General features: G+C 43.4%; 25 protein-coding genes and 1 other RNA gene. 22 read left to right on the plus strand and 4 right to left on the minus strand.

Features of this window, described 5'->3' with window-relative positions:
* Nucleotides 1–236 precede the first annotated feature (236 nt).
* Together ACZ9AO_RS15090 and ACZ9AO_RS15095 are read right to left on the minus strand one after the other, a co-directional pair.
* Entirely contained in the window at nucleotides 237–1,067 is an 831-nt protein-coding gene (locus tag ACZ9AO_RS15090; RefSeq protein ID WP_476109374.1) for a M15 family metallopeptidase, read from the minus strand.
* Between the two features lie 55 nt (nucleotides 1,068–1,122).
* A complete protein-coding gene (locus tag ACZ9AO_RS15095) occupies nucleotides 1,123–1,665 on the minus strand; it encodes a hypothetical protein (RefSeq protein WP_048688068.1) in 543 nt (180 codons plus the stop codon).
* A 176-nt stretch (nucleotides 1,666–1,841) separates the two neighbouring features.
* On the opposite strand from ACZ9AO_RS15095, the gene secG reads away from it, so the two are divergent.
* The 6 genes from secG to ACZ9AO_RS15125 all read left to right on the plus strand — a co-directional run bounded on the left by secG (nucleotide 1,842) and on the right by ACZ9AO_RS15125 (nucleotide 7,547).
* Nucleotides 1,842–2,075 carry a preprotein translocase subunit SecG gene (secG, locus tag ACZ9AO_RS15100; RefSeq protein WP_034309999.1) on the plus strand — a complete coding sequence of 78 codons (234 nt, stop codon included), beginning with the start codon at nucleotides 1,842–1,844 and terminating at the stop codon, nucleotides 2,073–2,075.
* 141 nt (nucleotides 2,076–2,216) lie between these two features.
* A complete protein-coding gene (locus ACZ9AO_RS15105) occupies nucleotides 2,217–2,963 on the plus strand; it encodes an alpha/beta hydrolase (protein WP_251540487.1) in 747 nt (248 codons plus the stop codon).
* Between the two features lie 30 nt (nucleotides 2,964–2,993).
* Nucleotides 2,994–5,351 carry a ribonuclease R gene (gene rnr, locus ACZ9AO_RS15110; protein WP_048688073.1) on the plus strand — a complete coding sequence of 786 codons (2,358 nt, stop codon included), beginning with the start codon at nucleotides 2,994–2,996 and terminating at the stop codon, nucleotides 5,349–5,351.
* Nucleotides 5,352–5,418: 67 nt separating this feature from the next.
* Nucleotides 5,419–5,886 carry an SsrA-binding protein SmpB gene (gene smpB, locus ACZ9AO_RS15115; RefSeq protein WP_048688075.1) on the plus strand — a complete coding sequence of 156 codons (468 nt, stop codon included), beginning with the start codon at nucleotides 5,419–5,421 and terminating at the stop codon, nucleotides 5,884–5,886.
* Nucleotides 5,887–6,009: 123 nt separating this feature from the next.
* Nucleotides 6,010–6,371, plus strand: a transfer-messenger RNA (tmRNA) gene (gene ssrA / locus ACZ9AO_RS15120).
* 201 nt (nucleotides 6,372–6,572) lie between these two features.
* Nucleotides 6,573–7,547 (plus strand): nuclease-related domain-containing protein, encoded by a 975-nt coding sequence (locus ACZ9AO_RS15125; protein WP_476109375.1) that lies wholly within the window; start codon nucleotides 6,573–6,575, stop codon nucleotides 7,545–7,547.
* Between the two features lie 202 nt (nucleotides 7,548–7,749).
* Here the strand turns inward: ACZ9AO_RS15125 and ACZ9AO_RS15130 are convergent, their stop codons facing one another.
* Nucleotides 7,750–8,226, minus strand: a complete 477-nt coding sequence (locus ACZ9AO_RS15130) for a helical membrane plugin domain-containing protein (protein WP_251540485.1) — start codon at nucleotides 8,224–8,226, stop codon at nucleotides 7,750–7,752.
* Between the two features lie 16 nt (nucleotides 8,227–8,242).
* Nucleotides 8,243–11,182 carry a formate dehydrogenase subunit alpha gene (fdhF, locus tag ACZ9AO_RS15135; RefSeq protein ID WP_251540484.1) on the minus strand — a complete coding sequence of 980 codons (2,940 nt, stop codon included), beginning with the start codon at nucleotides 11,180–11,182 and terminating at the stop codon, nucleotides 8,243–8,245.
* A gap of 334 nt (nucleotides 11,183–11,516) precedes the next feature.
* Between fdhF and ACZ9AO_RS15140 the strand changes: the two genes are divergently transcribed.
* The 16 genes from ACZ9AO_RS15140 (at nucleotide 11,517) to ACZ9AO_RS15215 (ending at nucleotide 26,613) form a co-directional block, all read left to right on the plus strand.
* Nucleotides 11,517–11,879, plus strand: a complete 363-nt coding sequence (locus ACZ9AO_RS15140) for a Na-translocating system protein MpsC family protein (RefSeq protein WP_048688083.1) — start codon at nucleotides 11,517–11,519, stop codon at nucleotides 11,877–11,879.
* Nucleotides 11,880–11,934: 55 nt separating this feature from the next.
* Complete coding sequence (fdhD, locus tag ACZ9AO_RS15145) at nucleotides 11,935–12,732, plus strand: formate dehydrogenase accessory sulfurtransferase FdhD (RefSeq protein ID WP_289351310.1); 798 nt, start codon at nucleotides 11,935–11,937, stop codon at nucleotides 12,730–12,732.
* A 146-nt stretch (nucleotides 12,733–12,878) separates the two neighbouring features.
* Nucleotides 12,879–13,751 (plus strand): LysR family transcriptional regulator, encoded by an 873-nt coding sequence (locus tag ACZ9AO_RS15150; protein ID WP_476109376.1) that lies wholly within the window; start codon nucleotides 12,879–12,881, stop codon nucleotides 13,749–13,751.
* Between the two features lie 154 nt (nucleotides 13,752–13,905).
* Nucleotides 13,906–14,832 (plus strand): AEC family transporter, encoded by a 927-nt coding sequence (locus ACZ9AO_RS15155; protein WP_034310023.1) that lies wholly within the window; start codon nucleotides 13,906–13,908, stop codon nucleotides 14,830–14,832.
* Between the two features lie 321 nt (nucleotides 14,833–15,153).
* On the plus strand, nucleotides 15,154–16,176 hold the full coding sequence (locus ACZ9AO_RS15160; RefSeq protein ID WP_034310025.1) for a tripartite tricarboxylate transporter substrate binding protein: 1,023 nt from the start codon (nucleotides 15,154–15,156) through the stop codon (nucleotides 16,174–16,176).
* 56 nt (nucleotides 16,177–16,232) lie between these two features.
* Nucleotides 16,233–16,688: a tripartite tricarboxylate transporter TctB family protein gene (locus ACZ9AO_RS15165; protein ID WP_054398749.1), complete on the plus strand. Its 456-nt coding sequence runs from the start codon at nucleotides 16,233–16,235 to the stop codon at nucleotides 16,686–16,688.
* Nucleotides 16,689–16,706: 18 nt separating this feature from the next.
* A complete protein-coding gene (locus ACZ9AO_RS15170; RefSeq protein ID WP_476109377.1) occupies nucleotides 16,707–18,233 on the plus strand; it encodes a tripartite tricarboxylate transporter permease in 1,527 nt (508 codons plus the stop codon).
* Nucleotides 18,234–18,312: 79 nt separating this feature from the next.
* A complete protein-coding gene (locus tag ACZ9AO_RS15175; RefSeq protein WP_476109378.1) occupies nucleotides 18,313–18,825 on the plus strand; it encodes a hypothetical protein in 513 nt (170 codons plus the stop codon).
* A complete protein-coding gene (locus tag ACZ9AO_RS15180) occupies nucleotides 18,822–19,901 on the plus strand; it encodes a sensor histidine kinase (RefSeq protein WP_476109379.1) in 1,080 nt (359 codons plus the stop codon). The genes ACZ9AO_RS15175 and ACZ9AO_RS15180 overlap by 4 nt, the downstream gene beginning before the upstream one ends.
* 1 nt (nucleotide 19,902) lies before the next feature.
* Nucleotides 19,903–20,610, plus strand: coding sequence for a response regulator (locus tag ACZ9AO_RS15185; protein ID WP_082196624.1), 708 nt, complete (start codon nucleotides 19,903–19,905; stop codon nucleotides 20,608–20,610).
* Between the two features lie 292 nt (nucleotides 20,611–20,902).
* Nucleotides 20,903–21,955, plus strand: coding sequence for a Delta(5) desaturase DesA (gene desA, locus ACZ9AO_RS15190; protein WP_476109380.1), 1,053 nt, complete (start codon nucleotides 20,903–20,905; stop codon nucleotides 21,953–21,955).
* Nucleotides 21,956–22,049: 94 nt separating this feature from the next.
* Nucleotides 22,050–23,171, plus strand: coding sequence for a sensor histidine kinase (locus tag ACZ9AO_RS15195; RefSeq protein ID WP_048688106.1), 1,122 nt, complete (start codon nucleotides 22,050–22,052; stop codon nucleotides 23,169–23,171).
* A gap of 12 nt (nucleotides 23,172–23,183) precedes the next feature.
* On the plus strand, nucleotides 23,184–23,792 hold the full coding sequence (locus ACZ9AO_RS15200) for a response regulator transcription factor (RefSeq protein ID WP_034310044.1): 609 nt from the start codon (nucleotides 23,184–23,186) through the stop codon (nucleotides 23,790–23,792).
* 104 nt (nucleotides 23,793–23,896) lie between these two features.
* Nucleotides 23,897–24,418 carry a peptide-methionine (S)-S-oxide reductase MsrA gene (gene msrA, locus ACZ9AO_RS15205; protein WP_251540472.1) on the plus strand — a complete coding sequence of 174 codons (522 nt, stop codon included), beginning with the start codon at nucleotides 23,897–23,899 and terminating at the stop codon, nucleotides 24,416–24,418.
* A gap of 147 nt (nucleotides 24,419–24,565) precedes the next feature.
* Complete coding sequence (locus ACZ9AO_RS15210) at nucleotides 24,566–25,261, plus strand: response regulator transcription factor (protein WP_476109381.1); 696 nt, start codon at nucleotides 24,566–24,568, stop codon at nucleotides 25,259–25,261.
* On the plus strand, nucleotides 25,258–26,613 hold the full coding sequence (locus ACZ9AO_RS15215) for a sensor histidine kinase (RefSeq protein ID WP_476109382.1): 1,356 nt from the start codon (nucleotides 25,258–25,260) through the stop codon (nucleotides 26,611–26,613). The genes ACZ9AO_RS15210 and ACZ9AO_RS15215 overlap by 4 nt, the downstream gene beginning before the upstream one ends.
* The last annotated feature ends 63 nt before the right edge of the window (nucleotides 26,614–26,676 follow it).

Raw genomic sequence — 26,676 nt, forward strand, 5'->3', positions numbered from 1 at the left:
TCGTTGAAATGCATTCACCCAATTACTTTGGGATTCTGCTTCTGACGAGAAGATGGATTCTGCACAGTAATTTCTTTTCACCTCCCATACAATGTGAGAATACACATTGTATGGGAGGTTTTTTTGCTTATAAAGTTAGCCGTCCAGTCACTGATTCCGGCTTGTTCAGGGCTGATAAAAGGATTTAATCAAACGTTTGATTAATAAAAAAAGGTGCCGCATCCGGGCACCTTTTTTTAATTATCCGAAACAGCTTCCACTGGTACGGCATTATAGTATTCTTCTAATGTAATCTTCGCTTCAAAGATTTCAGTTGCGGCATCGACACCAACATAGCGGATATGCCATGGTTCGTATTTATAACCTGTGATGTTTTCCTTGCCTTCAGGGTAGCGGATGATAAATCCGTATTCATGTGCATGTTCAGAAAGCCAGGCGGCTTCTTTAGTATCACCGAAGCAGTCTTGGGCAGCACATGCACCATCGTGAGTCGTGACATCAATCGCGAGTCCCGTTTCATGCTCACTTGTCCCAGGCATTGCACTGTAGGTTTTCGCTTTTTCTTCCCCGTCCTTAGCCACATAGTTATTAAAGACCTCGATCTGTCTTTGGTGAGAGCGATAAGCGGAAACTCCGGCAAAGTGCATATTGTCTTTTTCGGCAGCTTGGAACATTAATTCAAGAGCCTTTCCCGCTTCTTCTCGCATCATTCTTTTTTCGATTTTATCTTCAAAGATGAAATTCACATTTGGGTAGATTAGGTCAGCAGGTTTGTAATCTTCAGGCAGGCTGTATTGTTTATTGACAAGTACAGGTATGCTTTCCGGATGGGCCAACGTCTGAAGGCCAGCCTGTCCGGGTTTAGCCGCTTCATCAACCTCCACCTGGCGCTGGGCCGATTCTTTTGAATCATTATTCTTGTCGGTCTCAGTCTCCTTCTCAGTCTCCTGGGAGCTCGGTTGTTCTTCTTTTTGCTCTTTTTCATGCTCGCTTGTCAGGTCGGATGAACAGCCAGCCATCAGAATGAAAGATGATAGAGCGGTTGCTGCAAATATAGGTTTTAACATATGAAAGGCCCCTTGCTTTTAATATAAGATTTCCAATAAAAGTAGTTTTGAAAAATTATCGTGATAAGTAATCCCTAGTTAATTCACTTTGATATTTATCAAGAAATAAGCCAATCCAGACGACCATCAATAAAAATGGATAATCATTACGGATTGCGGTTTCCACGACGGGATCAGACCAAAAGCTCGAAAGGAAACCAGAGGACATCCTGATTGTCTCGAATGTGACAAGGGCGTGAAGCGATAACCAAAGAATCGTAAGGGTATTGGTCCCGAACCCAATAACCGCCGCTATGACGCTCAGCAAGGCGGCTGCTGCCCCGATCAGGAGGACATTGAAGCTTGATTGGAAAAAGTCGATACCGCTATTGGAAAGTCCATTATAAATAATAGCAGTAAAATAAACGGTTGTCGTGATATATGCAGCAAATAATAAGTATCGATTTCCGTGATATTTTGCCAGCAGCAATAAAAGCGGTGATAGGATGATTAATAGGACGCTGATGAAATTGCTTCCGCCTGTCCATAAAGAATAGCCGGCAACCGCCGAGAATAGGATGGTCAGGAGATCAAGAATCCGTAGTATGGACTTAAACATGTTGACACCTCTTTCTCTATTTATGCAAATTATCTCAAACTTTGATTCAAAAAGAAATAAATGACTATGGGTTTTTAGGAATTCTTACCATCATAGTATAACAAAGATTGTGGATATTTATTGGGTGTGGTAAAGTTAAAGTAATTGTTTATTGGTTCTTCAGGAGGTGTAATTGCATGCATGCATTTCTCATAACGCTTTTAGTGATTGTCAGTATCGCCCTCATTGTGACGGTATTGCTTCAATCAGGTAAGAGTGCAGGTTTATCAGGTGCGATTGCCGGCGGTGCTGAGCAGTTATTCGGAAAGCAAAAGGCACGCGGTTTGGACCTGGTTTTACATCGGGCGACAATAGTATTGGCGATTCTATTCTTTGCTTTAACTTTACTTGTTGCATACTTTGATGTGTAATGGATCAAAAATGAGTCTAGCTAAATAGCTAGGCTTTTTTCTTTGCACAATAGTTGCATGAATAGATATAGTGATTTTAGTACTTAATTATAGGATAGGGATTTTTAAAAATTCTATTTACTGATAAAGGAGTTCAAGGTCATGAAAATCAAGCTGCAGCAGCCCTTTACTTTTGAAGGCGGAAAAAGGGCTGTCTTACTTTTACATGGATTCACGGGGAATTCAGCGGATGTACGGATGCTGGGCCGTTTCTTGGAGAAACAGGGATACACCTGCCATGCCCCGCACTATGAAGGGCATGGCGTTCCCCCAGAGGAGCTGGTGAAAACAGGTCCGGAAGATTGGTGGAAAGATGTCATGATGGGCTACGATTTCCTGAAAAGCAAAGGCCATGAAGAAATTGCTGTTGCCGGACTCTCATTAGGAGGCGTATTTTCTCTTAAATTAGGTTACACTGTACCTATAAAGGGTATCGTATCAATGTGTGCGCCTATGTATATCAAAAGTGAAGAAATGATGTTTAAAGGAGTATTGGAGTACGCCAGAGAATTTAAGAAGTATGAAGGAAAAACTCAAGAGCAAATAGAGCTTGAAATGGACCTCCTTGCCGATAAACCGATGAATACATTGAAAGCCCTTCAGGAATTGATAACGGATGTACGGGAGCACGTCGATCTTATTTACGCTCCGACATTTGTCGTGCAGGGCCGGCATGATGATGTTATCAATCCAAAAAGTGCCGATATTATTATTGATTCCATTGAATCACCGGTCAAAAAAATCAAGTGGTATGAAGAATCCGGTCATGTCATAACCCTTGATAAAGAAAAAGACGAGCTGCATGAAGATGTATTGGAATTTTTAGAAAGTCTGGATTGGTCCGAATAACAAAAATATACCCTGAATAGGAGGGTTTTCATGGAAGATAATATTCAAGAACATATTAATAAGCTTCTGACATATATGACGGATGAAGCGTATAAGCCGTTAACGGTACAAGAACTGGAAGAGGCTTTGAAAATCGAAGACTCGGCAGATTTCAAGAATTTCGTTAAGGCTTTAGTAAAGATGGAAGAAAAGGGATTGGTGGTCAGAACGAGGAGCAATCGTTACGGCCTGCCGCAAAAAATGAATTTGTTCCGCGGTAAATTAACAGGACACGCTAAGGGATTCGCCTTTGTCACACCTGAAGACAACCCGGGAATGGATGATATTTTCATTCCGCCAAATGAAACGGGCACAGCGATGCATGGAGATGTCGTCATGGTACGGGTATCTTCGGAAACATCGGGCTCAAGGCAAGAAGGCACGGTCATCAGAATACTTGAACGCGGAATTACACAAGTGGTCGGTACATACTCCGAAAGTAAAAGTTTTGGTTTCGTCATCCCTGATGATAAAAAGATCGCAAACGATATCTTCATTCCACAGCATGCTTCACATGGAGCGGTAGAGGGACATAAGGTTGTCGTCAAGCTTACATCTTATCCTGAAGGACGCATAAGTGCCGAAGGTGAAGTCATTGAGATTCTTGGCCATAAAAATGATCCTGGTGTGGATATTCTTTCCGTGATCCATAAGTATGGTTTGCCGATGGAGTTCCCGGATGACGTCATGGAGCAAGCCAATGCCGTTTCCGATACCATTCAGGAAAGTGAAATTGGCAACCGCAGGGACTTGCGTAATGATGTTTTGGTCACGATTGATGGAGCGGATGCAAAGGATCTGGATGATGCCGTCACTGTTTCCAAGCTTGAAAATGGCAATTACAAGCTGGGCGTTCATATTGCTGATGTCAGTCATTACGTGAAGGAAGGCTCTCCAATCGATAAGGAAGCCCTGGAAAGAGGGACGAGCGTGTATTTGGTGGACAGGGTCATCCCGATGATCCCGCATCGTTTATCAAATGGCATTTGTTCCTTGAACCCACAAGTCGATCGTTTTACACTCTCATGTGAAATGGAAATCACGCCGGATGGCAAAGTCGTCAACCATGATATTTTTGAAAGTGTTATTAAAACGACGGAACGTATGACATATGGCAATGTGAACAAAATCCTTGTCGATAAAGATGAAGAACAGCTTGAACGCTATGAAGCGTTGGTGCCGATGTTCCAGGACATGGAAAAGCTAGCGGCCATCCTTCGCAAGAACCGGATGAACCGCGGTGCGATCGACTTTGATTTCAATGAAGCGAGAGTAATCGTTGATGAAGAGGGCCATCCGACTGATGTGGTTTTACGTGAAAGGTCGGTTGCGGAAAAGCTGATTGAAGAGTTCATGCTTGCAGCTAATGAAACCGTTGCTGAGCATTTCCACCGTCTTGACGTGCCGTTCATTTATCGTATTCATGAAGATCCCAAGCCGGAAAAACTGCAGCGTTTCTTTGAATTCATTACGAACTTCGGATACATTGTAAGGGGATCGGCCAATGACGTCCATCCTAAGGCGTTACAGGAAATCATTGAGGCGGTTGCCGGTAAACCGGAAGAAACGGTCATATCCACCGTCATGCTTCGTTCCATGCAACAGGCGAAATATGATCCGGAGAGCTTAGGCCACTTTGGTTTATCTGCTGAGTTTTATACACATTTCACATCGCCGATTCGCCGTTACCCGGATTTGATTGTGCACAGGTTGATCAGGACCTACTTGGTGGAAGGTAAAATGGATGAAGCTACGAAGGAGAAATGGAATGCCAATTTACCTGAGATTGCCGATCATACATCGAAACGTGAACGTCGCTCAGTCGATGCCGAGCGGGAAACGGATGATCTGAAAAAAGCGGAATACATGCTGGATAAAATCGGCGAAGAATATACCGGGATCATTGGTTCAGTCACGAATTTCGGGATGTTCGTCGAGTTGCCGAACACGATTGAAGGACTTGTCCATGTCAGCTTCATGACGGATGATTATTATCGCTTCGATGAGCGTCAGCTAGCAATGATCGGGGAACGTACCGGTAATGTGTTCCGGATTGGCGATGAAATCGACGTTCGTGTTTCCAACGTCAATAAAGAGGAACGCGCCATCGATTTTGAAATTATCGGCATGAAGGTAAGCCGTCCGCGTCCATCCGGCGAGAAGAAAATATTCAAAGCCAATTCAGGTGAACGCAAACGCGGCCGAGGCGGCAATGGAGGACGTAATGAAGGAAAAGGCGGCGGCCGTAATGGAGATTCGCCTTCTACTGGGAGAAAACCGAAAAAGAAGAAAAAATTCTTTGAAAATGCGCCAGCTGCCAAGCGCAAGAGAAAACCTAAAAAGAGATAAAGATTGAGGCGGGGGGATGATTCTTTCATCCTCTTGCCGCGATTGGATGTAAAAAGGGGAGAGTTAGATGCCAAAAGGCTCAGGTAAACAACTAGCACAAAATAAAAAAGCATATCATGATTTCTTTATTGAACAAACGTTTGAAGCGGGAATCGTTTTAAAAGGGACCGAAATCAAAGCAATCCGTGCGGCCCGAGTGAATTTGAAGGATGCCTTCGCTAAAATAGAAAATGGCGAAATTTATCTTCATAATATGCACGTCAGCCCTTATGAGCAGGGAAACCAGTTTAACCATGACCCGTTGCGGACACGGAAACTTCTTTTGCATAAAAAAGAAATCAGTAAACTGATCGGTGTGACAAAGGAAACAGGTTACACCATTGTCCCGTTGAAAATGTATTTAAAGAATGGCTTTGCCAAAGTTTTAATCGGACTGGGTAAAGGGAAGAAACAATATGACAAGCGTGATGACCTGAAGAAGAAGGAAGCGAAGCGTGATATTGAACGTGCTTTCCGTGAACGTCAGAAGATGTAGAACTGCCAAGACCTTACAATTGATTTTTTGAACCAATCTGTTATAATTAATCCTGTACCGATGACAATTGAATATCAGCCAACTTGCTGACTATTCTTCTCTCGTACGCTCCATTTATATCATGGGGACGTTACGGATTCGACAGGGATAGTTCGAGCTTAAGTTGCGAGTCGAGGGGATCGGCCTCGTTAAAACGTCAACGCCTATAACTGGCAAACAAAACAACAACCTAGCTTTCGCTGCTTAATAACAGTCGATAGCTGTTCCTCCCTCCATGGCCCACGTGGTAGGGTAAGGGACTCACTCTAAGTGGGATACGCCGGAATCCACCGTCTGAGGATGAAGGAAGAGACCAATCAGACTAGCTGCTCTGCCGCCTGTCGATAGGCTAATGAGTTCGCGAAATGCGAATATATCGACTACACTCGTAGAAGCTTAAGTGCCGTTATGTCTGGACGTGGGTTCGACTCCCACCGTCTCCACCAATACATATATTGGTGGTTTTTTATTTGGTTTTTTTTCGTCGTTTTTGTCGAAAAATCGATAAATCGTATAATTCGCAGATATATCAGGATTTTTCGTTGATATATCTCCAATTTCGAAGATATATTCCCGATTTCGCAGATAAACTGTACAATTTCCATCATTTGCTGTAGAATCTTTTTGAAGAAAATAGGATTGGAGCGATGAAATTGATTGTAAAAAAGCGAAAAGTTCCTCTTGCCGTCCGCAAATTACGTGCATTAGCGTGCAGGCTTCCTCCGAATCACCCTAAAGTTCCCTTAATCATGAACGATCTCAAAAAAAGGGAAGCGGGCTATAAAGGGGAATGTTCCATTGATTTTCCATTAAGCTTTCTTGAACCGAAAAGCTATTTCATCTTCCACGATTTAAGGCTTCAGGATCAATCCCGATTTTTTCAACTGGATACCTTATTAATCTCCAAGAAATATGCGCTTATCATTGAAGTGAAGAACATTGCAGGGTCGATCTATTTTGATCAGCATTTCAATCAGCTCATTCGAACGATAGAAGGAAAAGAAACGGCCTTTCCAGATCCCATCATACAAGTCAGCCGCCAGGAATCACAATTGACCAATTGGTTCTTGAAAAACGGTTTTCCCTCACTGCCCATCCTTTCATTGATTGTCATCAGTAATCCCCAAACAATCATCCGTACAGCTCTTGAAAACCATGAACTCCACTATAAAGTTATCCATCGCGATGCACTTCCCACTAAAATTAATCAAATGGAGCATTCCATAACAGAATCCAGTTTTAGTGAGAAAGATTTGAAGAAAGCAATTCGCGTAATGAATAAACACCACATCGATGCGGACTTTTCCATTCTGGAACGATACAATCTTGCCGAAAAGGACCTAATTAAAGGAGTGATTTGTGAGAATTGTAAGGGCAATAAATTATTTAGAAGGCATGGCACATGGCTTTGCAATCAATGCCAACTCTCCAGTAAAAAAGCACATATCCCGGCTTTACGAGATTATTTTTATCTATTAGGCTCGACTATAACGAATCAGCAGTTGAGGGATTTTTTATGCATTTCCTCTTCATCCAGTGCAACACGGATTTTGCAATCATTGAATCTGACAAGCAGCGGTGTGAATAAGGGGAGGGTGTACAGACTGAATTTTGATGAGTGACTTTAACTCATTTCTTTATATTCACATCAACATTTTGGAGATTTTTTCTGAGACAAGATGTAATTCTTTTGCGCTTAATAATTTCTTCCAGATTGATTAAATCCTCCACTCTAACGCTGCACTTTCAGCAGTTTTGCAGCAACTAAGCCCTATGATAAAACAAAGACTCAAAAGAAGCTTCTCTTGAGTCTTTGTTCCGTCTCTATTCTTTTAATTCCTTGCCCATTCCCTTGAGGAAGTGAACGCCAAAGCCGATTGCCCGGTTTATGTCTGGATCATTCAATGTTTTCATTAATTCCAGAACGCCGATCTTCTTATCGGCCTGAAGGAATTTGTTTCCTTCATCGATTCCTGCAAGTGCACTGTTCAGCAGTTTCGTGGATTGTGCGGCATCGGCGTTCATCAAGGCTCCTGTTGCCCCCATAAGGGTATTGATCAGGTTTGTGACAGGTTGCCTTGTGATTTGTTGAAGTGCGATTTTCGCAATTTGTTCTTTTCCTTGAAGCATGGAGGTCGCGGCTTCGAATACTCCCGAGTCATTCAGTTCATTGACGATTTTAAACATATTGTTCAAGGCATCTTCATTATCGGTGACCAGCATTTTCAGTTCTTCCAGTTTTTGTAGCTTTATTTCTTCCTCAGTAATGGGATTATGGATTTCCGTTATAGGAGCTGCCATGATCTTCACCTTCCTTTTATTTATCCGTTAAGTGAACATACCCTGGACGGGCCCACTTACGTTCAACCTCGACACCATTTTGAGGATGACGTTTTTTGTTCCGTGGATTGGTACCCGGTAATGGAATGTCTCCGCTTGCGTTTAATACTTCCATGCGGACCATCGTCTGTTTGTAAGCAGGCGTGCTTGTGCGGCGATCATAGATGGGACCGGTCAGGAAGTTAATGGCAGAGTCTTTATCGACGGAGTTCATCGGTAAAAATAGCTCATTATTTTTAACACGGTCTGTGATCAATGCTTTTAACTTAACGGCCCCGAATGGAGACACTAAGCGAACGAGTCCGCCATCACTGACTTTGCGTTCTTTGGCAAGTTCTGGTGAAACCTCGACGAAAATATCAGGTACCTTCGATTGGATTCCATTGGATTTGTTCGTCATATTGCCTTCATGGAAATGCTCCAGCATGCGTCCATTATTGATATGAAGGTCATATTCTTCCGGGAATTTATGAGGTTCCACCCAGTCAGCCAGTGCAAAGCGCGCTTTTTTATCAGGGAAGTTGAAGCCATCTACATAAAGAAGGGGCGTGCTTGATCCATCATGGCTCCCCCAGAGGAAGCTGTTCCATCCTTCCAGCACCTCGTAATTGGCTTGGCTGAATATCGGTGACAGGCTTGCCATTTCGTCATAGATTTCACTAGGGTGAGAGTAGTTCCAATTCGCACCTAAGCGGTTGGCGATTTCTTGGGTGATTTCCCAGTCCGCCTTAGAATCTCCCATAGTGGGAAGGGCTTTATATAATCGCTGTACACGGCGCTCCGTATTGGTGAACGTTCCGTCTTTTTCAAGAGATGGAGCTCCGGGCAATACCACGTCAGCATATTGGGCTGTCCTTGAAAGGAAAATATCCTGGACAACAAAGAAGTCCAATCCGGATAACACTTTATCAACATGGTTGGCATCCGCATCAACAAGTGCCATATCTTCACCTACAAGATACATCGCCTTCATGTCGCCTTTTTCTATCGCTTTAAGCATTTCAATATTGTTCAAGCCTGGTTGGCCATCGATTTTCACACCATAAGCTTTTTCGAATTTAGCACGTGCCACGTCATCGGTAACATGCTGATATCCCGGAAGCCATGTTGGAAGTGTACCCATATCGCAAGCGCCCTGTACATTGTTATGGCCGCGAAGCGGATAGGCTCCCGCTCCTGGACGACGGTAGTTACCCGTAGCCAATAGCAGGTTGGAAATTGCCGCCGAAGTATCGGAAGCACCGGTGTTTTGTGTAACCCCCATTCCCCAAAGAATGCATGTTCCGTCTGCATCGCGAATGGCCTCAGCTATTTGGATCAATGTTTCTCTGGAAATGCCTGTGTGTGTTTCTGCATATTCCAGGGTATATTTCTCAAGTACTTCTTTATAATCGTCAAAGAAGTTAACATTTTCATTGATGAATTCTTGATCATGCCAGCCTTGATCGATCAAATATTTTGTAACCGCCATCAACCAGACTTGGTCCGTTCCTTGTTTTGGGCTGATATGGATGTCGGAACGTTCGGCCATTTCGTTTTTGCGGATGTCAGCTACAATCAGTTTTTGTCCGTGAAGCTTGTGTGCCCGTTTAACGCGTGTCGCCAGTACGGGATGCCCTTCTGCCGGGTTGGCCCCAACGATGATGACAAGTCCTGCTGCGGCGATATCCTTGATCGTACCAGCATCTCCGCCCATGCCGACTGTACGGAACAGTCCGTCTGTTGCCGGGGATTGACAGTAACGCGAGCAGTTGTCGACGTTATTCGTTTCGAACATTTGCCGTGCCAGTTTTTGAATGACATAGTTTTCTTCATTCGTGATCTTGGATGAGGAAATGAAGCCTACTGAATTTCCGCCGTATTGCTGTTTGATCGAACCCAGTCTGGACGCAACCAAATCAAGTGCTTCATCCCAGCTTGATTCAACGAATCTTCCATTTTTCCGAATCAGGGGCTTTGTCAAACGTTCTTCCGAGTTTACGAAGTCCCAACCGAATTTCCCTTTGACACATGTGGATATCGCATTGACGGGTGCTTCATGAGTAGGTTGGACTTTAAGGATTTTACGGCCTTTTGTCCAGACTTCGAATGTGCATCCTACCCCACAGAACGTACAGACCGTTTTTGTCTTCTTCGTCCGTGTCTCTCGCATTGCCGCTTCAATTTCCGAAATGGCAAAAATCCCGCTGTATCCAGGTTCCACTTCTTTGACAAGGTCTATCATTGGTTCCAGCATATCGTTTTTCAAGCCTGACATGAAACCTGCTTCGCCAAGCATCGATTTTTCCATTAATGCATTACATGGACAAATCGTTACACACTGTCCGCAGCCTACGCAAGATGAGTTATTGATTTCCGTTCCTTCATCCCAGATTACCCGAGGGCGATCTGCTTCCCAGTCGATGGACAGCGTCTCGTTGACCTGAAGGTTTTGGCACACTTCAACACATTGCCCGCATGCGATGCATTGATTGGCATCATAGCGGTAAAATGGATGGGACATATCGACGGCACCCAATTCCACTTTCGGTGTATAAGGATATTTTTGGTGTTCAATTTCCATTAATTCTGCCGTGTTATGTAGTTTGCAATTTCCGTTATTATTATCACATACAGTACAGTATAAAGAATGGTTTTCCAGGATTCGGTCCATGGCCTCGGTTTGGGCTTCTTTTGCCTTGCTTGAGTCCAAGGCTATATCCATGCCGCTCACTGCTTTTGTCGAACATGACCGGACGAGTTTCCCATTAACTTCGACGATGCATGTGTCGCATGTTTGGATCGGATCCACTTCAGGAACATAACAAATCTGTGGATGGGCCATCTCATTTTGGTTGATGACCTCCAGTATTGTCGCACCTTCATTAGCGGTATAAGCCTTCCCGTTGATTGTGATGGTGATGTTTGAATCGCTCATTATATTTCCCCCTTTTATAGCCAAAAAGACGCAAAAAAACCACCATGATTACACCTCCGTCTCTGAACGGAAATGTAGGTCATGGTGGAATAGTTTAATAGCAAAGCTTGCCAATATACCAATCCATACCATAATGGATAATTTTAAAAAAGATAGGACACAACAGTACACTATTATGCTCCCAACTTTCATCATTGATATTATACCTTTTATTATGGAAAGAAACAATCCTGGAAAGAGGGTATCATTCCCAAATCCCTTTCGTTTTTCTTCGCGTTGATTTATGATAAGAAAATTGAGAACTTAATTTTTCTTGAAATGGAGTGACGCAACGGTGTCAAAAGTTATCCATGAATTCAATGATATGATTCGTAAGCTGCGCAAGGAACTATTCGGTAAAGGACCAGAACGCATACACACGGTTTTCGTGGAAAATATGGCCGTTTCTACGTTATATGGAAATTTGACTCCTACGGAAATGTTCATATCAAGATCGGAGGAAGGAAGGGATATGGTCCATTCTGCTCGAACCAAAATGGTTCAGGATGTTTATTCGGAGAGTCCACCTGATGGAATGGAAGATCTGGTTGGAGCTAAACTGCTCCATTTGTTTTCAGACATCAAAATCAAAGAGAACATAGCGATTTCCGTATTCGTATTTGATAAGAATATAGCGGACAAACTCAACGGGCATTGACCAGGTTCCTTACATATTGGTCAATTGGCTCCTGGATAGTAAAAGGAGTGGGAACATGAAAGCGATTGAAATCAAGAGGGACATCATCCGAATAACCAAAGGTAACATCGAGCGGACGAAAGATGCGATCGTAACGGAGCATCCCGTTACTGTCAAAATAAATGGCCAGGAATTCGTCACGATGGTTTGTACACCCGAATACATCGAGGATATGGTGATTGGTTATTTGGCTTCGGAAGGCATCATCAAAAAATATGATGAGATAAAAGAAATCTGGGTCCAGGAAAAAGAAGGCTTTGTTCATGTGAAGACGGATAAAGTGAATCCCTACTTCCAGGACTTTCAAAATAAGCGGTATATTACATCATGCTGCGGAATGAGCAGACAAGGTTTCGTCTTTGTAAATGATGCATTGACTGCCAAGAAAATGGATGATGTTTCGGTGAAACTGACTCCTGATGACTGCTTCCGCTTGATGAAGGATTTACAAAATTCTGCTGTCACCTTCCAGAACACGGGCGGAGTCCACAATGCTGCTTTATGTGATGCCAATGGCCTCGTATTAAGCAGGATGGACATCGGACGGCATAATGCCTTGGACAAAATATACGGCCATTGCTTGAAAAATGGCATTTCAATGGAAGGGAAGGCTATCGTGTTCAGCGGCCGGATTTCATCGGAAATTCTTTTGAAAGTGGCGAAAATCGGCTGTGAACTGATACTCTCGAAATCCGCTCCAACTGAATTGGCTTTGGAGTTGGCTGAAGGATTGGGAATCACGACGGTCGGGTTCATTCGCAATGATTCATTGAATATCTACACATGTCCTGAAAGGATTCTATTGAATGACTGAGCATCCTTCGCTGGAAGGATGCTTATCGGAAAGTCCTGCCGGTTTGGCCTGGGCTTTTTTGTCTTTGTAAAAGGATATATCCAACAGGCCTTTTATGGTACAGTTTTTATAAAACATTCAAGGGAATTCGTATCGGGGGAAGGGTTATGAACGAAAGGGATTGGCATATTTTAAAGGTGTTGCATGAACACAGGAATATTACTAAAACGGCGCAAAGTTTATATATCTCGCAACCTTCTTTAACGAAACGGATTCAACAAATGGAGAAGGAATTCAATCTGAAGATTGTGGAGCGGGGAACTAGGGGAGTGCAGTTCACCCCTCAAGGTGAATATTTGGCCATCTGTGCAGATGAGATGCTGATCAGGCTCCGGCAGATAAAAGAGACAGCATTCAATATGGGTCAGGAGATCAGTGGAACATTACGGCTGGGTGTTTCCAACTATATTACGCTGCATAAGTTGCCAGGCCTGCTGAAAATATTTCGTGAGCGATTTCCTAAAGTGGATTTCCATGTGACAACTGGCTGGAGTAAAGAAGTGCTGAACCTCATTTATAAGGAAGATGTGCATGTCGGGATTGTTCGGGGGGACTATCAATGGTCAGGATCAAGGCATCATCTTTTTGAGGAAACCATTTGTATTGCTTCCAAGGAAGAAATTGAAGTCCGGAACCTGCCTTTCCTGCCGAGGATCGATTATGGGACAGATGCCCTTTTGAAAACAATGATCGATAATTGGTGGAGAGACAATTTTTCCGGACCTCCTTTGGTGGGGATGGAAGTGGACAAAGGGGATACATGCAAGGAAATGGTCAGGAATGGCCTGGGATATGGCATCCTCCCCAGTGTTTTATTGGAGAAAGACCAAAACCTCCGTCAAATGGACCTTAAGGACAAGCAAGGTAATCCCCTTATCAGGAATACATGGATGTTATATCATGAAAAGTCTCTGGAATTAAAACTGGTCAAAGAGTTTGTCGAATTTGTCAAAGGCGTCGATTTCATGAGGGATATTTAACGGGAAGCACAGAAACCTCTGTGCTTTTTTATCATTCCTTTTTTGAATGGATAACGATAATTTATTGGTATTTTAATTATGGTCATCCCGGCATTATGATAGATGGGAGATGTAAATCATCAGGAATTTGCCTAAGGAATGGAGAGGAAGTCAAGTGAGTGTCCTGTTTCTGATTGTATTGAATGTCATTGTACCAGTTTTTTTCCTTATTGGGGCGGGGGCCATTCTGCATCGTAAATTCAAGTTGGATATGAATACGTTGTCTAAATTGAATCACTTCCTGCTCATGCCCGCCATTAGCTTTGTCAATATCTATCAAAGCAAATTGGGCGGGGGGATGATTGTCCAGATATTCAGCTTCCTTGCTCTTCAAGCAGTAAGCCTCATCATCGTGAGTACAGTGGTAGCGAAACTAGCCAGGTTTGATCAAAGTCTTTCGGCCACGTTTAAAAATAGTGTAGTCCTGAATAACTCGGCCAATTTCGGGTTACCTGTCAGTCAGATGGTTTTTAATGGAAACCCCCTTGGCCTGTCGATCCAAGTCATCGTGATCATTTTCCAAAACCTGTTGACCTATACCTATGGATTGATGAATTCTGTTTCCGTCCATACAAAAAGTGCAAAGGGTGCCATTCGCGAGTTCTTGAAGAACCCCGTCATTTATGCTTTATTGCTTGGTTTAATATTACATTCAGTTTCTTTCGAAATCCCTCTGTTCTTATGGACCCCGATTGATAATATCGCGAGTGCCTTCATAGCCATTGCATTGATTACATTAGGTGCACAGAGTGCCTATTTGAAAATAACGCATTTCCCGCTTCCGCTTATCCTTAGCTTGGCGGGGCGTTTAATACTCTCACCATCCATCGCCTTCTTGATCATTCTCATGCTGGGCTTGGAAGGGACTGTCGCCCAAGGGTTGTTTATCGCAAGCTCATTTCCCACATCCAGAAACAGCGCATTATTTGCTTTGGAATATGACAACCATCCGGAGTATGCGGCACAGGCGGTTTTGATGTCGACTTTATTCAGCAGCATAACGGTAACGATGGTCGTGTATCTATCAAAAATACTATTCTAGCAGGGCTGCTCAAAAGTTTGTCTGCAGTTTAAAGTATTTGTAAAATCGAACCGCGCTTTCCGCGGCGTTCTTTACGCCTGTGGGGTCTCCCTTGGACACGCTTTTCCTGCAGGAGTCTCAATCACTTTGTTTCATTTAGATAGAACCCCTTTTGTTTGCAAACTGGGACTGCTCTGAAGGAGCAGTCTTTTCCCCTTTTCCCGCGATAAAACTTTATGAACAATATGAAGGTTTTGGAATTTATGCATTTTAGTTGGGCAATCATTGAAAGCGAAGATATTTTTGTAGAATTAAGAAAACGCTTTCAAAAGGGGGATTACTATGTTTTCTCGTAAAAAGATATCAGCGGTACTATTGGCAGGTTCGTTAGCTTTAAGTTTAGGTGCATGCAGCAGTTCGGGGACATCAGGAGAAAAGAAAGAAGATACAGGTTATCCGAAAAAAGCGATAACGGTCGTTGCGCCTTCGGGTGCAGGCGGGGGATGGGATTTAACGGCCCGTTCATTTACAAAGGTCTTGGGTGAGACGAAATTGGTGAACCAGCCATTGACCGTCGAAAACAAACCCGGCGGCGGGGGCGCTGTCTTCATGGCGGATTATGCAACACAGCAAGCGGATAATAATGACATGCTGTTCGTTAATTCACCGCCTGTCATCATCAATAACCTTAAAAAAGAAGGCAACAGTCCTTATGGATATAAAAATACGACTCCTTTGGCGCAGCTGACAAAGGATTATGGGGCGATAGTGGTAAAGGCGGATTCTGAATTCAAGGATTTGAAATCAGTGCTGGAAGCGGTGAAGAAAGATCCGCGTAAGCTGACCTTTGCAGGGGGATCTGCACCGGGATCCATGGATCATTTGATTTCCATTCTTCCAGCCTATGAATATGGCTTGAATCCAACCGAACTTAAATACGTTTCTTACGACGGTGGCGGGGAAGCGATTACGGCATTGCTTGGCGGAAATGCGGATGTGATCGGAACGGATGCATCCAGTGTCAGGGAATTTTTAAAAGCAGGAAAGATTAGAGTGTTGGCCGTAACCTCGAATGAACGTTTAGGTGGGGATCTTAAAGACATACCGACGGCAAAGGAACAAGGGGTCGATGCTGAATTCACGATTTGGAGAGGCGTTTTTGGACCTCAGAATATGTCTGGTGAAGCGAAAACCTTTTGGGACGGAACCATTGAGAAGCTAGTTGAAACTTCTGAATGGAAAAAGGAAGTGGAAGTGCAGGGATGGGAACAAGAATATAAAAATAGTGAAGAATTCAGCAAGTTTTTAGTAGAACAGGAGAAACAGGTGCAGCAATTATTGAAAGCTTTAGGCATGGAAAAATAATCGAGAAGAAGGGGGTGTTTTCACCTTCTTCTTATTTTCTGAAATGGGGGATTGTGATGGATGTTAAATTTGATCGCTTTGCTTCTGCAGCCTTTCTGGCTGTCGGAGTGCTGTTTATGATAGGGAGCAGGAAACTGGCCAGTTCTTCTTATGGAAGTTCCGTAGGACCGGACATTTTCCCTTTTGTATTGGGGCTCGTCCTTTCTCTTTTAAGTATTCGCCTGTTCTATGAGGCATTTCGGGGCAAGGGGCAGGAATCACGTAAGGACAAACTGCAATATAAACCTTTTATCATCATTCTGCTCTCCACCTTGATTTATATTTTGACGTTGGAAACGATAGGATATGTCATTACGACCTTTCTGTTTTTGTTTGTTTGCTTTCAAACGATGGAACGGAATAAGTGGGTGACATCGCTCATCATTTCCGCAGGTTTTTCCGGAATCATCTATTATTTATTCGTAAATGTGTTAAAGGGAACACTGCCGGGTTGGCCAATCTGGTTTTCATAAAAGGAAGGGGGATGTGAAGTGGGCACTTTTGATTATTTAATGCATGGATTTGAAACGGCACTAACTTGGTATAACATACTATTTGCATTTGTCGGAGTAATGATCGGTACGGCGGTCGGCGTTTTGCCGGGGATCGGGCCGATGAGCGGTGTGGCTCTTTTAATTCCGGTAACCGCTTCGATTACCGGTGGACTTCCTCCAGAGCAAGCGGCAACAAGCGCCATCATTTTACTTGCAGGTGTTTATTATGGAGCGATGTATGGAGGATCGACAACTTCAATCCTATTGAATACACCTGGCGAATCTTCTTCTGTCGTCACCACATTGGATGGCTACCAAATGGCCAAGAAGGGAAGAGCCGGGAGTGCTTTATCCATTTCGGCAATCGGTTCCTTCGTCGGAGGGATCGTCACCCTTATCGCCATGATTGCCTTGGCTCAGCCATTATCGACGATTGCCATTAAATTCGGTCCGGCGGAGTATTTTTCACTCATGCTTCTAGGGTTGGCGGCAGTCAGCGGCCTTGCGGGAAAATCCGTAACCAAGGCACTGATCATGACGGTTTGCGGTTTGTTGATCGGGACGATAGGCATTGATAATGTTTCCGGGATCGCCCGTTTTACATTCGATATTCCTTGGCTGTATCAAGGGGTCGAATTCCTGACGATCGCTGTTGGTCTATTCGCACTTGGGGAAGTATTCAAGACAATCTTGGAAAAGGACGAGGATGATGGGGAAATTGCAAAGATCAATAATTTGATTCCTTCCAAAGAAGAATTCAAGGAATCTGCGGGGCCGATTGCGAGGGGATCGCTCTTAGGTTTCTTTGTAGGGATCCTGCCGGGTGCAGGGGCCACTCTTGCTTCCTTCTTCTCATACCTTATGGAAAAACGGATTTCAAAAAAACCTGGGAGATTCGGTACAGGGGCGATCGCTGGCGTGGCTGGTCCTGAAACGGCCAATAACGCGGCTTCTGGCGGAGCGATGATACCATTATTGACGCTGGGAATTCCGGGTTCCGGTACGACGGCGATTTTAATGGGTGCGCTCATGATGTACAATGTTCAGCCAGGTCCATTATTATTCGAGGACCATCCCCAGGTGGCTTGGGGACTTATCGCCAGTATGTTCATCGGGAATCTGATGCTCCTCATCCTTAATCTCCCGCTCGTTAAGGTGTTTGCGAAAATCATTGAAACGCCAAAGAAATATTTGATTCCGATCATTATCGCGATTTCCATTTTTGGTGTTTATGCGGTACAAGTATCGACTTATGATTTATTGCTATTACTAGGGTGCGGGGTCTTGGGATACTTCTTAAGTAAAAATGATTATCCAATCGCCCCGTTGGTATTAGGCCTGGTTTTAGGGCCGATGATAGAAAACAATATGCGCAGGGCACTGACGATATCCGATGGGGATTACAGTTTGTTTTTCACTCGGCCGCTTTCGCTGACCTTCCTGATCGTAACGGTATTATGGCTGCTCATTCCGGTTTTACTTAAGAAGAGAGGGAAGGATGTTGTCATCAATATTGAAGGTTAATCAATATTTTCCGAATGTTGCGAAATAACCCCTTTTTTAAAGGGGTTATTTTTTATATGATGTAAGTAGAGGTGATTGAATGCGTTTACACACCAAGTTGATGCTGGGCATCTGTACGTTAATCATCTTAATGGGTGGAATCTTTGAAGTTATTTTCATAAATATCCTGGAAAATAACCTGAAGCAGGAAACAGGGGAAAAAGCATTGTCGGTTGCCCAGACCATTTCTTTGCTGCCTGAAATTAAACAAGCTTTTCGAACGGATCATCCTTCTGTAATCATCCAGCCCATCGCGGAAAGAATTCGCAGGCAGATCGATGCGGAATTCATAGTAATAGGAGATGAGAATGAAACACGGCTGTCCCATCCAAATCCCGACTTGATCGGAAAGAAAATGGTTGGGGGAGATAACGGCGAGGTTTGGGATGGGAAATCCATCATCACGGAGTCCACTGGCACATTGGGACCTTCCATAAGGGGGAAATCCCCGATAATCGCTAATGAAAAGGTCATTGGTGTCGTCTCCGTTGGCTACCTACAGGATGATATTGAAAAAGAAGTGTCCAGTATACAAAAAGAAAGATCGTCTTGATCATCTCTTTTATATTAATCGGCGGTTTGTTGGTGGCCTTTTTCATTTCATTCAATATAAAAAAGGCGATACTGGGTCTGGAGCCGAAAGAGATCGCCTGGATGTTTCAAGAGAAGCATGCCATTTTGGAATCCATTCATGAAGGCATCATTGCCATTGATGTTCATGGGAAAATCACGGTCGTCAATGAAACGGCGCATAAAATCCTTCATATTCCGAAAGGCGTCATGCTTCGCGGACAAAAAATCGAAGAAGTCATAACGCATACACATTTGCTTGATGTAGTAAGCACGGCACGGGCCGAATATGACCAGGAATTCATGATTGACGGTGAAGTTTTTTTGGCAAGCCGGATCCCCATTTTGAATGGACAGGGGGAAATCATCGGTGCCGTTGCAAGTTTGAGAAATAAATCGGAGCTATCCAATCTCCTTCAAGAACTGTCACATGTAAAGGCGTATGCAGAAGGGCTGAGGGCCCAAACACATGAATATTCCAATCGGCTTTATACACTGCTGGGCTTGATTCAACTTGGTTCATATAAAGAAGCAATGGATTTCATATCGAAGGAAGTCGATGTCACCCAGGGCTTCCTTCACTTTCTGATGAAGGAAGTGCCCGATCCGATCATTGCGGGGTTCATTTTAGGGAAGGTAAGTTTAGCCAGCGAGCTGAAAATTGATTTCACCATCGATAGAGAAAGCAGTTTTAAAGATATTCCGTCCGAAATAGATCGGGATTTATTAGTGACGATCATCGGCAATCTCATCAATAATGCCTTCGAAGCTGTACGGGAAAACGAAAGGGAGGAAAAAAGGGTATCGTTGTTCGTCACCGACTTGGGTAAAGAGGTGATCATAGAGGTTGAAGATAATGGAAAAGGGATGAGCTCAGAGGTTACCGAAATGATTTTCCAGGACGGTTTTACGACGAAAAGCCATCAAACCAATTCAGGTATAGGTTTGAGCCTTGTTCAGGAAGCAATTGATGGTTTAGGGGGATATATCACTTTTTCGACGAAAGAAGGGGAATATACGATCTTTACCGTAGCTATACCAAAAAACAGAGGGGGATGAAATGATGGCCCATCGCGCTATAGAAGTTCTGATCGTCGAGGATGACCTGCGGATTGCCGAGATACAAAAGCTATTCATCGAAAAGCTTGAGGGGTTTCAAACGATCGGGATCGCATCAAGCTATGACGAGGCTAAAAGCTTCATTGAAATCATGCAGCCGGATCTATTGCTGCTCGATATGTATTTTCCGGATATGAATGGGCTCGATATCCTGAAAGAAATCAAGCAGCAAAGCAAACAAATGGATGTCATCATGATAACGGCGGCTAAAGAAATCGAAAAAGTCCAGGAAGCCATCAAGATTGGCATATTTGATTATATAATCAAGCCTGTCGCATTTGAACGTTTCAAGCAGTCCTTACGCCGGTATCAAGAGTATCACATTAAACTGTCTGAATTGGAAAAGGGCAATTTTCCCGTAACGCAGCAACAGGTGGACAAGCTTTTGCGAAAGGAAATGAAAGAAAAAGAGAGGGAACAAACTTCACTGCCAAAAGGAATCGATCGGATGACTTTGGAGAAGGTGATGGTTGTGTTGGGGAAATCTTCCCCGGGGTTAACTGCGGAAATAGTGGCGAAGGAAATCGGGGTGAGCAGGACAACGGCAAGGCGGTATCTGGAGCACTTGATGTCAGAGGAAAAAATTGATGCCGATTTAACATATGGCACGGTAGGACGACCTGAACGGGTTTATGCCATCAAGATATAATGGGTTCGCCAAAGGCGGATCTTTTTTTACTTGATCGCATAAATGCAGGCGATTTCTTGGAATCGGATTGATGGGAAATTCACGTTTTTTGAAGTTTAAAAATGATGAATGAGGAAAAAATACGTGTGAAAAGTTTTGATGCAGACAAGTATATGACAAGTGTCATGGCAGGGATTTGACGTTTATGACTATAGAAAGTCGATTATTAATCTTATACTTAAAGCAGAGATGCCGACATCGTTTTTCGAATTAATGCATTCAAACACTCCATATATTTTAAGAGGAGGAAACCATGAGTAACCATAATCAAAAACAATTGAGAAAAGATATTGCCCCTTTTGAAAAATCCAATACTAAATCAAGCGTGAAACAGCTCATAAATACATTTCCGCCATTTTTCCTGTTATGGTATTTAGCTTATCAAAGCTTAACCATTTCATACTGGCTGACACTTGCATTGGCCGTTCTTGCTTCAGGATTCGTAGTCAGGATTTTCATCATTTTCCATGATTGCTGCCATCAATCGTTTTTCAAAAGCAGGAAAGCGAATAGCGTCCTGGGTACAATCAGTGGGATCGTTACATTATTTCCGTATGAGCAATGGAAGCATAGCCACTCCATACATCATGCAACAAGCAGTAATTTAAACAAACGCGGTACAGGGGATATTTGGATCATGACCGTTGATGAATATATCGCCGCTTCATTCTGGGGGCGTCTTGCTTACCGTTTATATAGAAATCCGATCGTCATGTTTGGATTGGGTCCATTTTATCTATTTCTTGTATCGAACCGTCTGAATAAAAAGGGCGCTAAAAAGAAAGAACGGATGAATACGTATTTGACAAATGCTGCAATCGTGGCAATTTATGGTCTTTTATGCTTGGCTATCGGATGGCAGGCATTCCTGATGATTCAGGTACCGATGCTTTTTGTAACGGGATCACTGGGCATCTGGCTGTTTTATGTACAGCATCAGTTCGAAGATTCTTATTTCGAAGAGGAATCTGAATGGGATTACGTGAAGGCTGCCATTGATGGAAGTTCTTATTATAAACTTCCAAAGGTTTTGCAATGGGTAACCGGTAATATCGGTTTCCACCACGTGCATCACCTTAGTCCAAGAGTGCCAAACTATAATTTGGAAAAAGTCCATGATTCCACCCTGCCATTGCAGCAGGCAACGACAATCACCCTTAGTTCAAGTTTAAAATCGCTTCGCTTTCGCCTTTATGATGGAGAAAACAAGACGTTTGTAAGCTTTAAAGAGATTAAGGAACGTCTAAATGAAACAAAGTCTAAGGTGGAAATCAATAATAAACGTCCAAGTCTGCAAGAAAAATAAATAGTTCATCAAAAAACCATTCGATTCCCATTGGATGGTTTTTTGATGAAACTCCTTAGTATATACTAGGGTAAAAAGAAATAGAGGCGGCGCCATGCAAAGTTGGTATCATATCTTTCCGAAAAACACAGGGCTGAGCCCTTATGTCTGGATCATTTTTTGTATCCTTCCTTTTTATTTCATCTTCAAATCCTCTTCGATGTTGGAGATAGTCTTTGGAATCGTCATGATCATTTTGTTTTTCATATCATATGGTCTCTCATTCGTTTCGAAGGGATGGCCCGTATACGTATGGACGGCGATACAAATAATCATTTCCATATCGATGACCATATTTTTCAGCTACATTTACTTTTCACTCTTTTTGGCATTCTTTATTGGGAATGTTCAAAATAAGGTTGGCTTTTTCGTATTATATTCAATCCAGCTATTGGCTACCATCGTGTCTGTCAATATTGGCTTCATCATGAAAGACCCTACCTTCTTTTCGCAATTTCCCTTTATGCTCATTTGTGTGGTAGGCGTGATCCTTCTCCCTTTCAACACGTATAATCGGAACAAACGGGGTATGCTGGAAGAACAATTGGAGGACGCCCATAAACGAATATCAGAGCTTGGCAAAATGGAAGAACGTCAGCGGATTGCCCGTGACCTACATGATACACTTGGACAAAAGCTGTCCTTGATTGGCTTGAAAAGTGACCTTGCAGGGAAATTGATCGATTTGAATCCGGAGACGGCCAAGAAGGAAATCAAGGATATCCGTCAAACGGCGAGGACGGCACTCAAGGAAGTACGTGAAATGGTGTCGGAAATGCGTGGGGCGAAGCTAAGCGATGAAATCATCCGGGTCAAGCAAATATTGAAAGCGGCAGAGATAGAATTCAATTTGGAAGGCACCACGGAATTGCGAGATACTCCATTGCTTGTTGAAACGGTTTTGAGCATGTGCTTAAAGGAAGCTGTGACCAATATCGTCAAGCATAGCGGTGCGGACTGCTGTAATATCGTCATCGAAGAATTACAAACAGGGGTGACGATCACAGTACAGGATAATGGAGTGGGACTTTCACATCGATCAGAGTATATTAAAGGAAATGGACTTCAAGGAATGAAAGAAAGGCTCGAATTCGTTAATGGCAGCCTGGATATTAGATCAACAGATGGAACGACACTGTATATAAGGGTTCCGAATGCTATAAAAAATAATGGATAGGTGGGATTAACCTTGATTCGAATCGTAATTGCCGAAGATCAGCGGATGCTGCTTGGCGCACTAGGTTCCATCCTTGATTTGGAAAGTGACATGGAAGTTGTCGGAAAAGCGAGCAATGGGGAAGAAGCAATGAATCTCGTCAATCAATTAAAGCCGGATATCTGCATAACCGATATTGAAATGCCAGTTAAAACCGGGCTCGATGTAGCGGAGGAGATCAAGGATCAGGGCCACCAATGCAAAGTCATCATTTTGACCACCTTTGCACGTCCTGGGTATTTTGAAAGAGCAAGAAAGGCCGAGGTAGGCGGATATCTTCTCAAGGATAGCCCTAGTGAGGAACTGGCGAACTCGATCCGTGTCATCATGGATGGGCGGCGCATTTATGCTCCCGAGCTGGTGGATATGGCTTTCGAAGAAGAAAACCCTTTGACTGAAAGAGAGAGCCAGGTGCTCAAATTGATCGCAGATGGTAAGACCACAAAGGAAATAGCAAGCCAGCTTTATCTGACCAATGGAACGGTCCGTAATTATATATCAGTCATCCTTGATAAATTGGATGTAAGCAACCGCGTAGAAGCGATCGTAAGATTCAAGGAAAAGGGCTGGTCAAAAGATTGAACAAAGCGTAAATCCCTGGAGGCTTCGCAAATCAAAAAAGCACAGTGTCAGGATTGAAATATGGTATATTAATTTCTATTACATAAGGAAAGAGGATGACCATTATGCAAAAGGCTACATTTGCTGGAGGCTGTTTCTGGTGCATGGTGACACCATTTGAAGAACAACCGGGGATTGGGGGAATCGTATCCGGTTATACGGGAGGACATGTTGAAAACCCGACTTACGAGGAAGTGAAGAAGGGAACTACTGGGCATTATGAAGTCGTGGAAATCACTTTCGATCCTCAGTTATTTCCTTATGAAAGATTGCTGGAACTATATTGGCAGCAAATCGATCCAACCGACGATGGCGGTCAATTCCATGACAGAGGAAGCCAATATCGGACGGCCATCTTCTATCATGATGAAGCTCAAGAAAAACTGGCCCTTGAAGCGAAAGAAAAGGTAGCGGCCAGCGGGAAGTTCCAGAAACCAATCGTAACGGAAATCCTTCCGGCCCAAACCTTTTACCCTGCCGAAGAATACCATCAAGGCTATCATAAAAAAAACAAAGATGATTATAAAGCGGACCGTGCGAAATCGGGACGCGATGAATTCATTGGCCAGCATTGGAACGGTGAATGATATGGATCGGGTGTGTTTTCACATCCGGTTCTTTTTATTGTCCTTTTAAAGGTACAAAAATTAAAATCATTATTTTATGCGGAGGGGTCAATTTCTCATGATATTTTCATATTTCTTCAGTACACTAAGGGTTAGGTGGTGATGATCATGAATAAGAGAATTTTAATAATAGAAGATGAAGAAAAAATAGCGAGGGTCCTTCAGCTGGAACTTAATCATGAGGGTTATCAAACAGAATCGGCTTTTACGGGAAAGGCAGGTCTGGAAAGGGCAGAAGCCGAAGAGTGGGATTTAATCTTATTGGATGTGATGCTGCCCGAGTTGAATGGCATAGAAGTACTAAGGCGTTACCGAAAAAAGAATGGATCGACACCGGTCATCCTTCTGACCGCAAGGGATGCTGTGCCAGACAAGGTGAACGGCCTGGACCATGGCGCGAATGATTATGTAACGAAGCCGTTTGAAATTGAAGAGCTGCTGGCACGGATCCGTGCTTGTTTTCGTACCAATGTAAGGGAGAGCCAATCAGTAGGGGAAGCGGATGAATTAAAGCTCCATGATCTGAAGCTGAACCTTGGTACTAGGGACATTCACAGGCAAGGCAATAGGATTGAGCTGACTTCACGCGAGTTCGATTTGCTGGTTTATCTTTTGCAAAATAAAAATCAAGTGCTTTCAAGGGAGCAAATCCTGACACATGTATGGGGATATGACTTTGCAGGGGATACGAATGTGGTTGATGTGTATATCCGTTATTTGCGCAAAAAGATAGATTATCCCTTTGAGCAGCAGCTCATCCATACTTACCGCGGGGTTGGTTACAGCCTGAAGGAGCCAGTATGAAGATTCGGACGAAAATCCAATCGTATTCCAGTCTTTTTTTAAGCGTCATGCTCATATTGTTGAGTATCATCGTTTTAATCGCCTTCCTTTGGATATCGTTAGAGAGGGAACGGGATCTGCTTGAAGATCAAGCTTCATTAATCGAAGAAAATATCCTGACGAAAGATTTGATTTCCGGTGATTCCGATTTAATGGAGCCGTATATCCCGGACGATGGAATGGTGCGGATATTCGACACGGATGGAAGGCTGGTAAAATCATTTACGGATGAAGAGGACCTCAAGGGGCTTGCGGTTAAATCCATTAACGAGAAAGGATATGATTTTGCCAAAGCTGACGGTGAATATGTATTGACCTACCGTTATCCTTATCCTGATGAGGGGAAGAAACTGGGGATGATCGAGGTCACACAGCCGCAGGATACCCTCCTTGATAATTTATCGACGCTTGCCCTCGTTTTGGGCGGTGCATCCCTTTTTGTCATTCTGTTATCGATTCTTGCCGGTAAGTGGCTGGCCAACCTGATCCTCAAACCGATATCGGTCATGAGCGGAACGATGAAGGATATTGAGAAAAGCGGGGAATTCAAACGGATACCGCTATCGGATCAATCAAAGGACGAGCTGCAGGTGATGGGAGCGGCATTCAACAGGATGATGGAAAGGCTGGAGCGGAATTATAACCAACAGCAGCAATTCCTTTCAGATGCCTCACATGAATTGAAAACACCGATTACGGTAATCGAAAGTTACTCCTCTCTATTGAAACGCTGGGGAATGAAGGATCAGGCTATTCAGGAAGAGGCAGTGGAGGCAATCCATCATGAAGCCGTCCGGATGAAAAAGCTGACGGAACATCTTCTGCAGTCAGCTTCCCAAACGGAACCTTCAGAAGATGTGGAAGGGAAAATAGAACTCATTTCGTTTTGTGAAGGGATTGCCCAAACATTCAGAAGGACGGGAAATCGTGAAATAACGATAGAGTCAGAGTTTAAGGAAATCTATGCAATGACCATTTCCAGTAAGCTTGAACAGGTAATTGTCATCCTATTGGACAATGCAATGAAATATAGTGAATCAAGTATACAGATCATGATAAAACGGCAGGATAATGAAATTGTCATCGGTGTGAAAGATCACGGCGGAGGGATATCATCAGAACATCTCCCACATGTATTTGACCGTTTTTATCGCGTTGATTCTTCAAGGGCAAGGAAAACGGGAGGCAATGGACTCGGGCTATCCATCGCCCGGACGCTTGTAGAGTCATTCGACGGTAAATTGGAGATTCAAAGCGAGGTGGGAGAGGGAACGCTGGTGACTCTTACTCTTTCTCATCAAATTCTAATCTAACGCTCATGTTCATTTCATGAAGGGTGCTTATTATAAAGGTAACAACTTAAAGGAGGAATCATT

This window comes from Peribacillus sp. TE19612 (assembly GCF_056279465.1).

What these genes read in the sequence shown, in the direction of transcription:
- fdhF (WP_251540484.1), bottom strand. Translation starts at nt 11,182, where the DNA reads ATGAGCGATTCAAACATCACCATCACAATCAACGGGAAGGCTTATACC.
- smpB (WP_048688075.1), top strand. Translation starts at nt 5,419, where the DNA reads ATGCCAAAAGGCTCAGGTAAACAACTAGCACAAAATAAAAAAGCATAT.
- ACZ9AO_RS15195 (WP_048688106.1), top strand. Translation starts at nt 22,050, where the DNA reads ATGCAAAGTTGGTATCATATCTTTCCGAAAAACACAGGGCTGAGCCCT.
- ACZ9AO_RS15150 (WP_476109376.1), top strand. Translation starts at nt 12,879, where the DNA reads ATGAACGAAAGGGATTGGCATATTTTAAAGGTGTTGCATGAACACAGG.
- desA (WP_476109380.1), top strand. Translation starts at nt 20,903, where the DNA reads ATGAGTAACCATAATCAAAAACAATTGAGAAAAGATATTGCCCCTTTT.
- ACZ9AO_RS15095 (WP_048688068.1), bottom strand. Translation starts at nt 1,665, where the DNA reads ATGTTTAAGTCCATACTACGGATTCTTGATCTCCTGACCATCCTATTC.
- fdhD (WP_289351310.1), top strand. Translation starts at nt 11,935, where the DNA reads ATGAAAGCGATTGAAATCAAGAGGGACATCATCCGAATAACCAAAGGT.
- ACZ9AO_RS15130 (WP_251540485.1), bottom strand. Translation starts at nt 8,226, where the DNA reads ATGGCAGCTCCTATAACGGAAATCCATAATCCCATTACTGAGGAAGAA.
- ACZ9AO_RS15125 (WP_476109375.1), top strand. Translation starts at nt 6,573, where the DNA reads ATGAAATTGATTGTAAAAAAGCGAAAAGTTCCTCTTGCCGTCCGCAAA.
- rnr (WP_048688073.1), top strand. Translation starts at nt 2,994, where the DNA reads ATGGAAGATAATATTCAAGAACATATTAATAAGCTTCTGACATATATG.
- secG (WP_034309999.1), top strand. Translation starts at nt 1,842, where the DNA reads ATGCATGCATTTCTCATAACGCTTTTAGTGATTGTCAGTATCGCCCTC.
- ACZ9AO_RS15105 (WP_251540487.1), top strand. Translation starts at nt 2,217, where the DNA reads ATGAAAATCAAGCTGCAGCAGCCCTTTACTTTTGAAGGCGGAAAAAGG.
- ACZ9AO_RS15215 (WP_476109382.1), top strand. Translation starts at nt 25,258, where the DNA reads ATGAAGATTCGGACGAAAATCCAATCGTATTCCAGTCTTTTTTTAAGC.
- msrA (WP_251540472.1), top strand. Translation starts at nt 23,897, where the DNA reads ATGCAAAAGGCTACATTTGCTGGAGGCTGTTTCTGGTGCATGGTGACA.
- ACZ9AO_RS15185 (WP_082196624.1), top strand. Translation starts at nt 19,903, where the DNA reads ATGATGGCCCATCGCGCTATAGAAGTTCTGATCGTCGAGGATGACCTG.
- ACZ9AO_RS15090 (WP_476109374.1), bottom strand. Translation starts at nt 1,067, where the DNA reads ATGTTAAAACCTATATTTGCAGCAACCGCTCTATCATCTTTCATTCTG.
- ACZ9AO_RS15210 (WP_476109381.1), top strand. Translation starts at nt 24,566, where the DNA reads ATGAATAAGAGAATTTTAATAATAGAAGATGAAGAAAAAATAGCGAGG.
- ACZ9AO_RS15175 (WP_476109378.1), top strand. Translation starts at nt 18,313, where the DNA reads ATGCGTTTACACACCAAGTTGATGCTGGGCATCTGTACGTTAATCATC.
- ACZ9AO_RS15165 (WP_054398749.1), top strand. Translation starts at nt 16,233, where the DNA reads ATGGATGTTAAATTTGATCGCTTTGCTTCTGCAGCCTTTCTGGCTGTC.
- ACZ9AO_RS15160 (WP_034310025.1), top strand. Translation starts at nt 15,154, where the DNA reads ATGTTTTCTCGTAAAAAGATATCAGCGGTACTATTGGCAGGTTCGTTA.